Below are 13,174 nucleotides of genomic sequence, written 5' to 3' on the forward strand. Positions count from 1 at the left end.
AAACCCTGCGCCGCCCTGAGTACGGTTGCCCTCGTACTCACCGCAGTGTGTGACGAGGACAGTAGGAAGGTCTGGACCAATCGTCAAGAGGTCTGGACCAACGATCGGGCCTCCGCTCAGATCCCCAACTCCCGCGCCAGAACCGCCGCCTGGACCCGGCTCCGCAGCCCCAGCTTGCCCAGCAACCTGCTGACGTGCGTTTTCACCGTGGCCTCGGCCATCGAGAGGCGCACCGCGATCTCCGCGTTCGACAGCCCTTCGCCCAGGCACCCCAGCACTTCGCGTTCCCGTCGGGTGAGCGCGTCCAGCACCGCCGGATCGGCCGGACTCCGCTCGCGTACGGCTCCCGCTCCGGCTCCCGTTCCGGCGAACTCCGCGATCAGCCGGCGGGTCACGGCCGGGGCGATCAGCCCCTCCCCGCGCGCCACCGTCCGCACTGCCTCCAGCAGATCGCGGGCGTCGGTGTTCTTCAGCAGGAAGCCGGAGGCGCCCGCGCGCAACGCCCCGAAGACGTACTCGTCCAGATCGAACGTGGTCAGTACGAGGACGTCCGCGAGCTGCTCCGCGACCACCTGCCGGGTCGCCGACACCCCGTCCAGGCGCGGCATCTGCACATCCATCAGCACCAGGTCCGGGCGGAGCGCGCGGGCGAGCCGCACCGCCTCCTCCCCGTCCCCGGCCTCGCCCACGACCTCGATGTCCGGCGCGCTGGAGAGGATCAGCACCAACCCCGCGCGCACCGCCGACTGGTCCTCCGCGACCAGTACCCGGATCGTCATCCCGCCGTCGTCCTCTCCGGCACGGGCAGCTCGGCCCGCACCCGCCAGATCTTCATCCCGCCGCCGCCCGGCCCGGCCCCCGCGGCGATCGTCCCGCCGAGCAGCGCCACCCGTTCCCGCATCCCCACCAGCCCCGCCCCCGAACCGGGCGCCGTGGGCCCGGTCCGGCTGCCGAACACACTGGTCACCTCGACGGTCAGCAGCCCCCCGGCCCGGTCGAGCCGCACCGTCACCGGCCCCGGCGCGGCGTGTTTGAGGGCATTGGTCAGGGACTCCTGCACGATCCGGTACGCGGCCAGCTCGACCGGCGTGGGCAGCGGGTCCGCCCGCGGGTCACGGTCGTCCTCCAGGACGCAGACCAGCCCGCCGGAGGCCCCGTTGGCGTTCGTCTGCTCCACCAGCACGTCCAGGGCCGCCAGGGTCGGGGCCGCCGCCGGGACGTCGTCCTCGCTCTCCTCCCGCAGCAGCCCGATCAGCCGGCGCATCTCCGCGAGCCCCTCGACGCTGTTCTCCCGGATGACCTCGAGCGCGCTGCGGGAGGTCTCCGGGTCGTCGATGGACAGCGCAGCGGTGGAGTGGATCGCCACGGCGGAGAGGTGGTTGGCGACCATGTCGTGGAGCTCCCGGGCCATCCGGGCCCGCTCGGCGGCCACCGCCTGCGTCCGGTCCATCTCGGCGAGCCGCGCGGTCTGGGCGGCGGCCAGCCGGGCGGCCTCGGCGGCGGTGCGATGGCTGCGCACGCTGACCCCGGTGAGGGCGGGGACGAAGGAGACCAGCCCGACGACCAGGCCGATCAGCAGCGCCTCGGGTCTGCGGAACCAGGCCAGGAAGCCGATGGTGGACGCGACGGTGATCAGGAGCGTGGCCACCGGGAGGCGGCGGGCGGCGGCCGGGGCCCCGTACAGCACGGCCGCGTACATGACGTCCGTGAACATCAGGGCGGTGGCGAGGCTGCCCCGGGTGAACTGGTCCGCGACCAGCGCGAGCACGCCGAGCGTCAGGGCCGTGCGCGGGGCGGTACGGCGCAGCAGTTCGGCCGAGGCCATGACGGTCAGCGGCAGCAGGGTCGCCCAGGGGGCGGAGAAGGGGTGGCCGCCCTGGGTGTGCAGGCCGAGCAGCCACAGGAGCACCCCGCCGAGCAGCCCGGAGGCGGCGAGGGCCACCGCGTCGCGGTCGGGACGGATCGAGGGGGGCACCCCTCCATCCAACACGCCCCGCCGCCGCCGGACCTCCGCTCCGCGGCCGATGCCCCACTACATCGAAGGATGCAGTCCCGTTTCGTCACTGCCGACGACGTATCCGCGCCCGGCGGGCGGGAGGCTGGGGTGAACGGGAGGAGAGAGTCGTGATCGCCCTGCTGGTCGTGGCCTGCGAGGTCGCATTCTGGGTTCTGCTGGCCGCCGGACTGGCCCTGCGGTACGCCGCGAGGAAGCCGAGGCTCGGCGCGGCCGTGCTGCTGTGCGAGCCGGTGCTGGAGGTCGTGCTGCTGGTGGTGACGGCCATCGACCTGAAGAACGGGGCCGAGCCGGACTGGAAGCACGGCCTGGCCGCCGTCTACATCGGCTTCACGGTCGGCCTCGGCCACCACACCGTCAAGAAGGTGGACGCCTGGGTAGCCCACCGCTGGTTCGGCGGCCCGCCGCCGGTGAAGCCGCCGAAGTACGGCACGGCCCGGGCGATCCACGAGTGGCGCACCGCCGCCCGCTGGATCGTCGCCGCGGCGATCGCCCTGGGCCTGCTCCAGGCGGCGGTCTGGTACGTCGGCCCGGACGGGGCGGTCGGCTCGCTGCGCTCCTGGCAGCAGAAGATGGGCCTCCTGATCGGGCTCAACCTGATCATCGCCGGGGGCTACACCCTGTTCCCCAAGCGGGCCCCCGGGAAAGAGGCGGCGGAACGCGAGCCGGCCGACCGGCCGTAGCCGCCCTAGCGTTCGCCGCCCGGCACCCACAGCACGTCCCCGACCTCCTTGTTCGCGCTCCGCGCCAGGATGAACAGGAGGTCGGAGAGGCGGTTGAGGTAGGTGGCGGTCAGGGCGTTCATCGACTCCCCGTGCACCTCCAGCGCCGCCCAGGTGGACCGCTCGGCGCGCCGCACCACCGTGCACGCCTGGTGGAGCAGGGCCGCGCCGGGGGTTCCGCCCGGGAGGATGAAGCTGCGCAGCTTCTCCAACTCCTCCAGGAAGCGGTCGCAGTCCGCCTCCAGCTTGTCGATGTAGGACTGCTCGACCCGCAGCGGCGGGTACTCAGGGTCCTCGACCACCGGGGTGGACAGGTCCGCGCCCACGTCGAAGAGGTCGTTCTGGACGCGGACGAGGACCTTCACCAGCTCGTCGGGGAGCCGGCCCAGCGCGATGGCGGTCCCGATCACCGCGTTGGCCTCGTTGGCGTCCGCGTACGCCGAGATCCGCAGATCGGTCTTGGCGGTGCGGCTCATGTCGCCGAGGGCCGTCGTGCCCCGGTCGCCGGTGCGGGTGTAGATGCGCGTCAGATTGACCATGGGGCCAGCGTAGTTAGGCTCCGGCCCGTCGGAAGACCCGTGTGCCCACCGTCACGGCCGCGGCGGCGGAGCCCGCGGCCGCCGGGCCCCGTCCAGCAGGCGGCCGGAGGCGCGGGAGCGGGTGCGGGCGTCCCGTACCGTCTCCGCCGGACAGCGGGGCCGCCCGGCGGCCGGGCCCTCAACTGCGCCCGGCGCGGAGCCGAATGACGCGCCCCGGTGTGATGTCCGTCATCTGAGACGTGACGCGCATCTCTTCACCGCCCCAGCGTGCCCGCCGGGTACTAACCTCCGCCGGAGAGTTATGTGAACCGCCGTGAACCCAAGCGCACGGCGAACAGAAACCAAGGGGTGCCAACGTGGCCAGGAAGCTCGCCGTCATCGGAGCCGGACTCATGGGGTCCGGGATCGCGCAGGTCTCCGCCCAGGCGGGCTGGGACGTCGTGCTGCGGGACGTCACCGACGCCGCGCTGACCCGGGGCCGCGACGGCATCAGGGCCTCGTACGACAAGTTCGTCTCCAAGGGCAAGCTGGAGGCGGCCGACGCCGAGGCGGCGCTCGCCCGCATCACCACGACCACCGACCTCGACGCCGTGGCCGAGGCGGACATCGTCGTGGAGGCCGTCTTCGAGAAGCTGGAGGTGAAGCACGAGATCTTCCGCGCCCTCGACAAGGTCGTCGGGGAGCACACGGTCCTCGCCTCCAACACCTCCGCCATCCCGATCACCAAGATCGCGGCGGTGACGGAGCGCCCGGAGCGCGTCGTCGGGGTGCACTTCTTCTCGCCGGTCCCGATGATGCAGCTCTGCGAGCTGGTACGCGGCTACAAGACGAGCGACGAAACCCTCGCCACCGCCCGGGAGTTCGCCGAGTCGGTCGGCAAGACCTGCATCGTGGTCAACCGCGACGTGGCGGGCTTCGTCACCACCCGGCTGATCTCGGCGCTCGTCGTCGAGGCCGCCAAGCTCTACGAGTCCGGCGTCGCGACCGCCGAGGACATCGACACCGCCTGCAAGCTCGGGTTCGGCCACGCCATGGGACCGCTCGCCACCGCGGACCTGACCGGCGTCGACATCCTGCTGCACGCCACGGGCAACATCTACACGGAGTCGCAGGACGAGAAGTTCGCCGCCCCGGAGCTGATGCGCCGGATGGTCGACGCAGGTGACATCGGCCGCAAGAGCGGGCAGGGCTTCTACACCTACTGACCGCGGCCGCCCCCCCGGCCCGCCGCCCCCACCCGGCCCGGGCCGGGGGAGCCGGGGATTTTATCCCGCGACGACCGGTCGCCTGCCAGTCGAAGTCACCCTCCAGAGTGAATTCGGTATCGGTTCGCTTACAGACGGCAACTTCCCTGTCGTCGCGGCAGTCAGTGGGGGAAGAGACAGAGCCGGACGATCGAACAGACAGACGGACCTACTACGGAGCATCACCGGGGAGCGCATATGCACATCAGGGGCGACCACGCCGAGCTGGTCGTCGGGGGCCGCCTCGACGTCCGAAGCGCGGCGGACGCCCGTACGGTTCTGCACTCGGCCGTGGACGACGGCGTCGGCGACCTCGTGCTGGACCTGACCGAGCTGGATTCCTGGGACGCCACCGGACTCGGCGTCATCATGGGGGCCCACCGCCGGGCCGGGCGGGCCGGCCGCCGCCTCGTGCTGCGCGGTGTGCCGCCCCAGATGCAGCGCCTCCTGGTGGCGACCCGGCTGCACCGCATCCTGGCCATCGAGGGCGGCATCGCCGCGGAGTCGCTGCCGCGCGTCTGAGGACGTCCGGCGGGGGCCCGCCGAGGGCTTCCGTCCCCGGGGCCGCCCCGCGGGCGACCCCCGCCGGGGTCGGGAACAGGGGCGCGGCCGGGGCCGTACGCGGCGGAAGAAGTCACGCAATCCTCACCGGAACGTGACGTCCTGGACGGCGTGGCACCCCGGCGGCTCGGGGATACTGGGTCAAGGTCTAGGGTTCGGCCGTCCGCCGAATGACATCGAACCCATGGGCGGACACCGGACCGGAAGCGACAGCGGGGCGCGTGTGAGGCCGGGAGGGGCGACCGCGCACGACGCGTCTGGGGGACTTTGCGATGGACCCGACACACCGGGAGACCGAGGAGCGCGGGCAGGGCCACGACGGCCCGAACGGCGAGGGCGGCCACCGCCGGCCGTCCCGCGACTCCGGCGGACCCGACTTCGGCCCGGGCACTCCGCAGCAGGTCCGCGTCGTCCAGCTGACCGCGGGCGACCTGCTGCTCACGGTCAACCCCGTCGACGGCAGCGAGGTCGAGGCGGTCCCGCCCGGCTCCGGACCCGCCGCCCCCGTCCGCCGCACCCCCGCCGAGCGCGCCGACCACGAACGCGCCGGCGCACCCCCCGTGCCCCCGGGGCCGCCCGCCCCGCAGCCGCCCCTCCTGGAGCGCGAGGAGGAGCGCGAGCGCCTGGTCCGCCTCCTGGCCCGCGGCCGCAGCGTCCGCCTGACCGGCCAGCCCGGCTCCGGCCGCACCGCGCTGCTGGACGCCGTCGCCGCCGACTGCGCGGACCTCGCCCCCGACGGAGTGGTCCGCCTCAACGGTCGCGGCCGCACCGCCGGAGACCTGCTGCACGCCCTCTTCTCCACCGTCTACGCGGCCCCGGCCCACCGCCCCGACCGCGACGAACTCCTCGCGCACGTCCGGACCATCGGCGCCGTCGTCACCATCGACGACCTGGAGATCGGCGGGGCCGCCCTCGACGAACTGCTCGCCGCCACCCCCGAGTGCGCCTTCCTGCTCGCCGCCGCCTCCGACGCCGCCACCCCCGGCGTCGACGCCCACCTGGAGGAGGTGCTCCTCGCCGGGCTCGGCCGCGGCGCCTCCCTCGCCCTGCTGGAGAAGGTCGTCGAGCGCCCCCTCACCGAGGAGGAGCGGAACTGGGCGGGCGACCTCTGGTTCGAGTCCGAGGGCCTGCCGCTCCGCTTCGTCCAGGCCGGTTCCCTCCTCGTCCAGCGCGACCGGCTGCGCGCCGCCCCCGAAACACTCGACGACGCCGATTACTTCCAGCCACGCCCGGACGGCGCGCCGCCGGTCCCCGTCCCGCCCCCCGCGGAGGGCGCCGAGCTCCCCCTGCCGAGCCTCGGCGAGGGCGCCGCCCCCGCCCTGCTGCTCGCCTCCCGGCTCAGCGAGGCGGCCCGCGCCACCCTGCGCTTCGCGGTCGCCCTCGGCGGCGAGGTGCCCCACCAGGCCCATCTGCCGGCGCTCGTGGGCGACACCCACGCGGACGCCGCGCTCGGTGAACTCGCGACCTGCGGCCTGCTCTCCCCGGCCGGCCCCCGCTACCGCCTCGCCGCCGGAATCCTCGCCCAGCTGGAGGCGGGCGGTTACGAGGACGACGCCGTCGCCCACGCCCGCACCGCCGCCCAGCACTACGCCTGGTGGACCTCGCACCCCTCGGTCACCCCGCAGCGGGCCGTCGCGGAGGCCGACGCGATCGTGGCCGCACTGGCGCGACTGGTCCCGGCCGAGGAGGCGGGAGCGGCCAGCGCGGCCGTCCTGCTGGCCCGCAGCGCCTCCCCGGCCTTCGCCGCGGGCCTGGGCTGGGGCGCCTGGGAGCGGGCCCTCAGGATGGGCCAGGAGGCCGCCAGGATCGCGGGGGAGGTCGCGGAGGAGGCGTACTTCCACCACGAGTTGGGCGTCCTCGCGCTCTGCACCGGCAACCCCGACCGGGCCCGGGCCGAGCTGGAGACCTCGATCGGGATGCGCGGGGTGCTCGCCGACAGGTCGGGGGCCGTGGCCGGGCGCCGCGCGCTCGCCCTGGTCGCGGACCGCTCCGGCGACTTCGCCCCGCCGGCCCGCCCCGCCGCGGGCGACGAGGCGCCCGTCGTCCGCCAGGAGGCGCCGGGCACGCCTCCCGCCGGAGTCGCCGCTGTGCCGTCGTTCCTCCGGAACGCCGCCGAGGAGCGGCCCACCGTCGTCTCCCCGCAGCCGGCGGCGGCACCCGCCGCGCGCAAGCGGGCCGGCGGGACCGTCCTGGGCGGCGCGCGGCGCAACCTGGCCGCCGCGGGCGCGGGCGCGCTGCTCATCGCCGTGCTCGGCACCGTCGTCACGCTCGGCGTCACCGCGGACGGCGGCGACGAGCCGGGCAGCCGCAACGTCACCACCGAGCAGACCGCCCCCGAGGACCCCGCCGACGACGGGCTGCCCGCCGATGAGCCGGCGGAAGGCCCCGCACCGGCCGGGGAGACCACCGGCGGCGAGACGTCCGCGGCCCCGAGCGCCTCGGAGTCCGCGACGCCGAGCGCCTCGGGCTCGCCCTCCCCGAGCGCCTCCGCCTCGGACGGGACGACGCCGGGGACGGACGAACCGACGGACGGCGGGAGCAGCTCCCCGGCCGAGCCCACGCCGACCGGGACCTCGCCCCGGCCGACCGATACCGGGAGCGGGAGCCCGAGCCCCGCGCCGTCCGATTCGGAGAGCGAGTCGCCGGACCCGACGCCCACCGACGACACCCCGCCCCCGCCCCCGCCCCAGAACTCCTCGTCCGCCGCGGGGCCCGTGGAGTCGGCCGGTGCGAGCGCCGACGTTCCGGCGGAGAGCGGCGGCCCCGACGAGGCCGCCGCCTGACACACGGAAGCCGGGTGCCCCGCGGGGCACCCGGCTTCCGTCGTCCGAAGGGGAGGACGGGTCAGAACAGCCGCAGCTTGTCGTCCTCGATGCCGCGCATCGCGTCGTAGTCCAGGACCACGCAGCCGATCCCGCGGTCCGTCGCCAGGACCCGGGCCTGCGGCTTGATCTCCTGCGCGGCGAAGACGCCCCGCACCGGCGCGAGGTGCGGGTCGCGGTTCAGCAGCTCCAGGTAGCGCGTCAGCTGCTCCACGCCGTCGATGTCGCCCCGCCGCTTCAACTCCACCGCCACCGTCCGCCCGTCGGCGTCCCGGCAGAGGATGTCCACCGGCCCGATCGCGGTGGGGTACTCGCGACGGATCAGGGTGTGGCCCTCCCCGAGGATCTCGATCCGGTCCGCGAGCAGCTCCTGGAGGTGGGCTTCCACGCCGTCCTTGATGAGCCCGGGGTCGACGCCCAGCTCGTACGAGGAGTCGTGGAGGACTTCCTCCATCGTGATGATCAGTTTTTCGCCCGCCTTGTTCACCACGGTCCAGACGCTCTTCCCCTCGTCGGCTCCCTCCTTCAGGGTGCACGGCGGGGACATCCAGTTGAGCGGTTTGTACGCCCGGTCGTCGGCGTGGATGGAGACGCTTCCGTCCGCCTTCACCAGGATCAGGCGGGGCGCGGAGGGCAGGTGTGCTGTGAGCCGGCCCGCGTAGTCCACGGAGCAACGGGCGATGACGAGACGCATGGTCGGCAACGCTACTCGACTACGGGGGCCCGGCGCGATCTCCCCACCCGTCGCCCCTGTCACGCGGGCCCCGGCGCGCGGCGGCGGAGCGGGCTTGCCCCTCTTTGCGCCCCTTCGTTATTGGCCGGTTGTGTTCCCGTTCTCCTGGTGCGGCCCCGACTGCGCGCTTACCGTGGAAGCCGGAGGTCGCCGCCCGTGCACGCTGCGTCGTCGCCCCCCTTCCCTGCCCGTAGGGCCCCGGTCACCGTCCGGGGTCGCGAGAGGAGAACCCATGTCGCTCGACGTCTCACCGGCTCTGTTGGAACAGGCCGAGCGAGGCGAGGTCGACGAAGCCGACTTCGTCGACTGCGTCCGGACCTCCCTGCCCTTCGCATGGGAGATGATCAGCTCGCTGGTGGCACAGCTGAAGGTCGACGGCGGAGAGTTCGCCGACAACCAGACGCCGCCGCCGGACGAGCAGGCTCGTGGTCAGCTGCTGCGCGCGCTCGCGAGTGATGCGATACGCGGCGCGCTGCAGCGGCACTTCGGAGTGCGCCTCGCATTCCAGAACTGCCACCGCGTCGCGGTGTTCCCGCTGGACGCCTCGGTCGACGACCGACTGGCCAAGTTCACCTCGGTGAGGGGCCAGTTGCTCAACCAGTCGCCCGAACTACGGGACTGCTGAACGCTTCCGCTGCCGTCCCGGGCCACGGGAGGTGCAACTGGCTTCGGGGCGGCAGCTCCTGTACCACCGCACCACATGTCCCACAGGCGTCCCCGGCCCCCGGCCGGCAGGCGCGGGTCAGGTGAGCAACGGCAGCACGTCGGCGCCCAGCCGCCGGACGTTCTCCTCGGTCGCCGTGAGATCGCCCGACCCTTCCACCAGGAGGGCGAAGCGCGTGATCCCGGTCCGCTCGGCGGTGGCCGCGAGCCGGTCGGCGGCCAGCCGCGGCGGGCCCACCGGGTGCAGCCCGCACAGCAGTTCCGTGTATGCGACCGGATCCCGCATCACGCGGTGCCTGCCGTCCACCGTGACATGGGCGTCCAGCCCCTGCCGCAGCCAGCCGGGCATCGCCTTCACCAGCGTCTCCGTGGCCGCCTCCGCGTCGTCCGCGATCTGGGCCACCCCGGCGGACACATGTGCGGCCCCCGCCACCACCTCGGGCGGATGGCCCGCCTCGCGCGCCGCCGTACGCCACAGGGCGACCATCTCCGCCTTCTCCTCGTCCCCGCAGTGCATGCCCAGCAGCATCGGGAGCGCCTGCCCGGCCGCCAGCCGCACGGTCTTCGGCGAGGTGCACGCCACCACGACCTCGGGCCCCGGCGCCCCCGGCCCCGCCGTAGCCGTCCCCGGCCCCTCCAGCAGCTCGTCCGCGCGCGGCACCACCGCCACCTCCCGGAAGCCGAACCGCTCGCCGCGCCCCGCGACGCGCGGCTTCCGCAGCCAGTCGAGCACCAGGCCCAACGCCTCGGGGAAGCCGTTCTCGTACGCGTCGAGGCCGCCGCCGAACACCTCCAGGTCCACCCACGGACCGCCCCGGCCCACCCCGAGCGAGAAGCGTCCGCCGCTGGTCAGGTGCAGCAGCGCCGCCTGCTCGGCGAGGGCGACCGGGTGGTGGTTGGGCAGCACGCTGACCGCCGTGCCGACCCGGATTCTGCGGGTGCGGCCCAGCAGCAGCGCGGCCAGCGTCGTGGCGGAGGGGCAGACCCCGTACGGCACGAAGTGGTGCTCGGCCAGCCAGACCGAGTCGAGCCCGCTCTCCTCCGCGGCCTCGGTGGACCGGACGGCCCGGTGCAGGGCTTCGGCGGGCCCCTGCCCCGGGAACTGGGCTGCCAGAACGAACGTTCCGATGCGCATCGCCTATTGCCTCCTCGCGGCCGACGCGTTGCTCCCCCCACGGGCAACAACGTCTGACACGTGCCAAAGGCACGGTCCCGCGCGAAGTTGTTGCGATTTTCCGCTAACCCACCCCGCTGCCGGGCGCGGCCGGGCCGCACCGCTCCCGCCGCCCGGCGTACGGCCCCGTCGCCAGGCTCTAGGCTGGTACCACCCGTGCCCGATCCGCCCCGTGAGGTGTCCTGTGTCCCCGCGCCGCAACCGCCCCCGTGGCGGAGAGAAGCCCGACGAGCATCCCGGCGCGGCGCCCGGCAGGTACGGCGGCGGAGGGGCCACCGAGAGCTGGCGGGGCGAGGAGTGGTCGGTCCGCCCGGTCAGCGGGGCGAGCGCCCAAGGCAAGCGGTACCGCTGCCCCGGCTGCGACCAGGAGATCCCCTCCGGCGTCCCGCATGTGGTGAGCTGGCCCGAGTACGGCGGCATCGAGGACCGCCGGCACTGGCACAAGGCCTGCTGGAACGCGAAGGACCGCCGCACCACCAGGGTGCAGCGGTCCCGGAACGCCCCGCGCCACTGAGGGCGCCGGTCCGCCTCTCAGACGTCGCGCCGGTTCAGTACGGCGACGGCCCCGCCCAGGACCACCGCCGCCAGCCCCAGCATCAGCAGCACCGGCTCCCAGCCGGTCGGGCCGCTGTCGGTCATCGTCGTGCCGTACAGCCCGCCGAGCTGGTTGGGGATCGAGTAGTCGATCAGGAAGTGCTGGAGGCCCCGCAGGTCTTTGGCGAACATGAACAGCGCGAGGACCAGGGGGAGCAGCACCACACCGATCATGATCGTGATCGCGCCCGCCGAGTGGCGCACGATCGCGCCGACCCCGAGCGCCAGCAGTCCGAGAGCCGCGAGGTAGAGCCCGACGCCGACCGTGGCGAGCGTCCACTCCCCGGCCGACGCCCCGGCGCCGGGGAGGATCACGGTCTGGGCGACCGCCACCACCGCGACCGTCACCGTCGTGACGGCGAAGACCAGCGAGGCGAAGACGATCGCCTTGGCCGCGAGCACCCGGCCCCGGCTCGGGCAGGCGGTCAGCGTCGTGCGGATCATGCCGGTGCTGTACTCGGAGCCGATGGTCAGCACCCCGAGCGTGATCACGCAGATCGAGCCCAGCAGCACCCCGAAGAGCCCGAGCGTCAGGACCGGCTCGCTCTGCACGCCGTTCTGCCGGTCGGCCGCGAGCAGCAGCGCGACGCCCGGCCCGACCGTCAGCATCAGCGCGACCATCACACCGAGCGTCCAGGCCGTGGCCCGTACGGAACGGATCTTGGTCCACTCCGAGGCGATCGCGTCGCCCAGGGTGGCGGGCCGGATCGGGATCGGCGACTCGTAGGGGGCCGGCAGGCCGGCGTCCGGCGTCTGCGGGGCGGCCGGGGCGGTCATCGGGAATCCTTGCTGGTCTGCTCTCCGGCCGGGGCGGCGGAAGAGGTCTCGACGGCGGGGGCGGCGGTGACGGAGACCCCCGCGGAGGCCCCGTCGGCGGCGGGGGAGGGGGTGGCGGAGGTCCGGTCGACGGCGGGGGTGGGGCTGGCCGCCGGGGCCGCCTGGGGGGAGGGGGCGGACAGGGCGGGAGCCGGGCGCGGGCCGGGCGGCGGCGGGGCGAACCAGCCCTCCTGCACCACCTCCACCGGCTCGACGGGCTCCCCGGCGGGATACCCGTACGGGTCCGAGGGCTGCGGCTGAGCGAGGCCCTCCTTGGCGTCGTCCGTCGAGCGGTAGTCCACCAGCCCCTGCGTCAGCCGCATGTACGCCTCCTCCAGCGACGCCTGGTGCGGCGACAGCTCCCAGAGCCGTACGCCGCAGCCGTGGGCCAGCTCGCTGATCCTCGGCAGCGGCAGCCCGGTGATCCGCAGCGCCCCGCCGGGCTCGGAGAGGACCCGGCCGCCCGCCCCGATCAGCGCGGCCGTCAGCTTCTGCCGGTCCTGGGGCCCGTCCCCGGGCACCCGGACCCGGGCGAAGTCGGCGGAGTTGGCCGAGATGAAGTCCTTGACGCTCATGTCGGAGAGGAGCCGGCCGCGCCCGATCACGATCAGGTGGTCGGCGGTCAGCGCCATCTCGCTCATCAGGTGGGACGAGACGAAGACGGTCCGGCCCTCGGCGGCCAGCATCTTCATCAGGTTGCGGACCCAGTGGATGCCCTCCGGGTCGAGCCCGTTGACCGGCTCGTCGAACAGCAGCACCTGGGGATCGCCGAGCAGCGCCGCCGCGATTCCGAGCCGCTGCCCCATGCCGAGGGAGAAACCGCTGGTACGCCGCTTGGCGACGTCCCTCAGCCCCACGACGCCCAGGACCTCGTCCACCCGGGGCGCCGGGATGCCGGCCAGCTGGGCCAGGGAGAGCAGGTGGTTGCGGGCGGTGCGGCCGCCGTGCACGCCCTTGGCGTCCAGCAGCGCGCCCACCAGGCGCGGGGCGTTCGGGAGGCTGCGGTAGGGGTGGCCGTTGATCGTGACGTGGCCCGCGGTGGGGCGGTCCAGGCCGAGGATCATGCGCATGGTCGTGGACTTGCCCGACCCGTTGGGACCGAGGAAGCCGGTGACGGCGCCGGGCCGCACCTGGAAGGAAAGGTCGTCCACGGCCGTCTTCGCGCCGAAACGCTTGGTCAGCCCGACTGCCTCGATCATGCTCCAGCCCCATCGACTCACTCCGGCGTGCGGGGCTCGGGCCGCCTGGCCGCACACCCCCGTAAGAGTTAGGAGGATAACCAGGCGCTGACG

The 13,174-nt window shown here is 74.1% G+C and carries 13 protein-coding genes; 6 read left to right on the top strand and 7 right to left on the bottom strand.

The window, feature by feature from the left end; translation table 11 throughout:
* Nucleotides 1-116: 116 nt before the first annotated feature.
* Nucleotides 117-779, bottom strand: coding sequence for a response regulator (locus tag ACH4K1_RS21175; RefSeq protein WP_398090809.1), 663 nt, complete (start codon nt 777-779; stop codon nt 117-119).
* Nucleotides 776-1,975 carry a sensor histidine kinase gene (locus tag ACH4K1_RS21180; protein ID WP_398090810.1) on the bottom strand — a complete coding sequence of 400 codons (1,200 nt, stop codon included), beginning with the start codon at nt 1,973-1,975 and terminating at the stop codon, nt 776-778. Before ACH4K1_RS21180 ends, ACH4K1_RS21175 begins: the two co-directional genes overlap by 4 nt.
* A 149-nt stretch (nt 1,976-2,124) precedes the next feature.
* Here ACH4K1_RS21180 and ACH4K1_RS21185 point away from each other — a divergent pair, with 149 nt between their 5' ends.
* Nucleotides 2,125-2,697, top strand: coding sequence for a hypothetical protein (locus ACH4K1_RS21185; protein WP_398090811.1), 573 nt, complete (start codon nt 2,125-2,127; stop codon nt 2,695-2,697).
* Between the two features lie 5 nt (nt 2,698-2,702).
* Here ACH4K1_RS21185 and ACH4K1_RS21190 read toward each other — a convergent pair whose 3' ends face one another.
* Complete coding sequence (locus tag ACH4K1_RS21190; RefSeq protein ID WP_398090812.1) at nt 2,703-3,275, bottom strand: cob(I)yrinic acid a,c-diamide adenosyltransferase; 573 nt, start codon at nt 3,273-3,275, stop codon at nt 2,703-2,705.
* Between the two features lie 356 nt (nt 3,276-3,631).
* Between ACH4K1_RS21190 and ACH4K1_RS21195 the strand changes: the two genes are divergently transcribed.
* The 3 genes from ACH4K1_RS21195 (at nt 3,632) to ACH4K1_RS21205 (ending at nt 7,863) form a co-directional block, all read left to right on the top strand.
* Entirely contained in the window at nt 3,632-4,480 is an 849-nt protein-coding gene (locus ACH4K1_RS21195) for a 3-hydroxyacyl-CoA dehydrogenase family protein (protein WP_398090813.1), read from the top strand.
* 237 nt (nt 4,481-4,717) lie between these two features.
* Nucleotides 4,718-5,041, top strand: a complete 324-nt coding sequence (locus ACH4K1_RS21200; RefSeq protein ID WP_003966237.1) for an STAS domain-containing protein — start codon at nt 4,718-4,720, stop codon at nt 5,039-5,041.
* A gap of 311 nt (nt 5,042-5,352) precedes the next feature.
* Nucleotides 5,353-7,863, top strand: a complete 2,511-nt coding sequence (locus tag ACH4K1_RS21205) for an ATP-binding protein (protein WP_398090814.1) — start codon at nt 5,353-5,355, stop codon at nt 7,861-7,863.
* A 61-nt stretch (nt 7,864-7,924) separates the two neighbouring features.
* Here the strand turns inward: ACH4K1_RS21205 and nucS are convergent, their stop codons facing one another.
* On the bottom strand, nt 7,925-8,596 hold the full coding sequence (gene nucS, locus ACH4K1_RS21210) for an endonuclease NucS (RefSeq protein WP_398090815.1): 672 nt from the start codon (nt 8,594-8,596) through the stop codon (nt 7,925-7,927).
* Nucleotides 8,597-8,867: 271 nt separating this feature from the next.
* Here nucS and ACH4K1_RS21215 point away from each other — a divergent pair, with 271 nt between their 5' ends.
* Nucleotides 8,868-9,260, top strand: a complete 393-nt coding sequence (locus ACH4K1_RS21215; protein ID WP_006127608.1) for an SCO5389 family protein — start codon at nt 8,868-8,870, stop codon at nt 9,258-9,260.
* A 117-nt stretch (nt 9,261-9,377) separates the two neighbouring features.
* On the opposite strand, the gene ACH4K1_RS21220 is transcribed toward ACH4K1_RS21215, so the two are convergent.
* On the bottom strand, nt 9,378-10,433 hold the full coding sequence (locus ACH4K1_RS21220; protein WP_398090816.1) for an LLM class flavin-dependent oxidoreductase: 1,056 nt from the start codon (nt 10,431-10,433) through the stop codon (nt 9,378-9,380).
* Between the two features lie 223 nt (nt 10,434-10,656).
* Between ACH4K1_RS21220 and ACH4K1_RS21225 the strand changes: the two genes are divergently transcribed.
* Nucleotides 10,657-10,986, top strand: coding sequence for an ATP/GTP-binding protein (locus ACH4K1_RS21225; protein ID WP_398090817.1), 330 nt, complete (start codon nt 10,657-10,659; stop codon nt 10,984-10,986).
* A 17-nt stretch (nt 10,987-11,003) separates the two neighbouring features.
* Here ACH4K1_RS21225 and ACH4K1_RS21230 read toward each other — a convergent pair whose 3' ends face one another.
* A complete protein-coding gene (locus ACH4K1_RS21230; RefSeq protein WP_398090818.1) occupies nt 11,004-11,843 on the bottom strand; it encodes an ABC transporter permease in 840 nt (279 codons plus the stop codon).
* On the bottom strand, nt 11,840-13,081 hold the full coding sequence (locus ACH4K1_RS21235; protein ID WP_398090819.1) for an ABC transporter ATP-binding protein: 1,242 nt from the start codon (nt 13,079-13,081) through the stop codon (nt 11,840-11,842). Before ACH4K1_RS21235 ends, ACH4K1_RS21230 begins: the two co-directional genes overlap by 4 nt.
* Nucleotides 13,082-13,174: the final 93 nt, after the last annotated feature.

This window comes from Streptomyces sp. NPDC017448, from assembly GCF_044330565.1.
GTDB lineage: Bacteria > Actinomycetota > Actinomycetes > Streptomycetales > Streptomycetaceae > Streptomyces.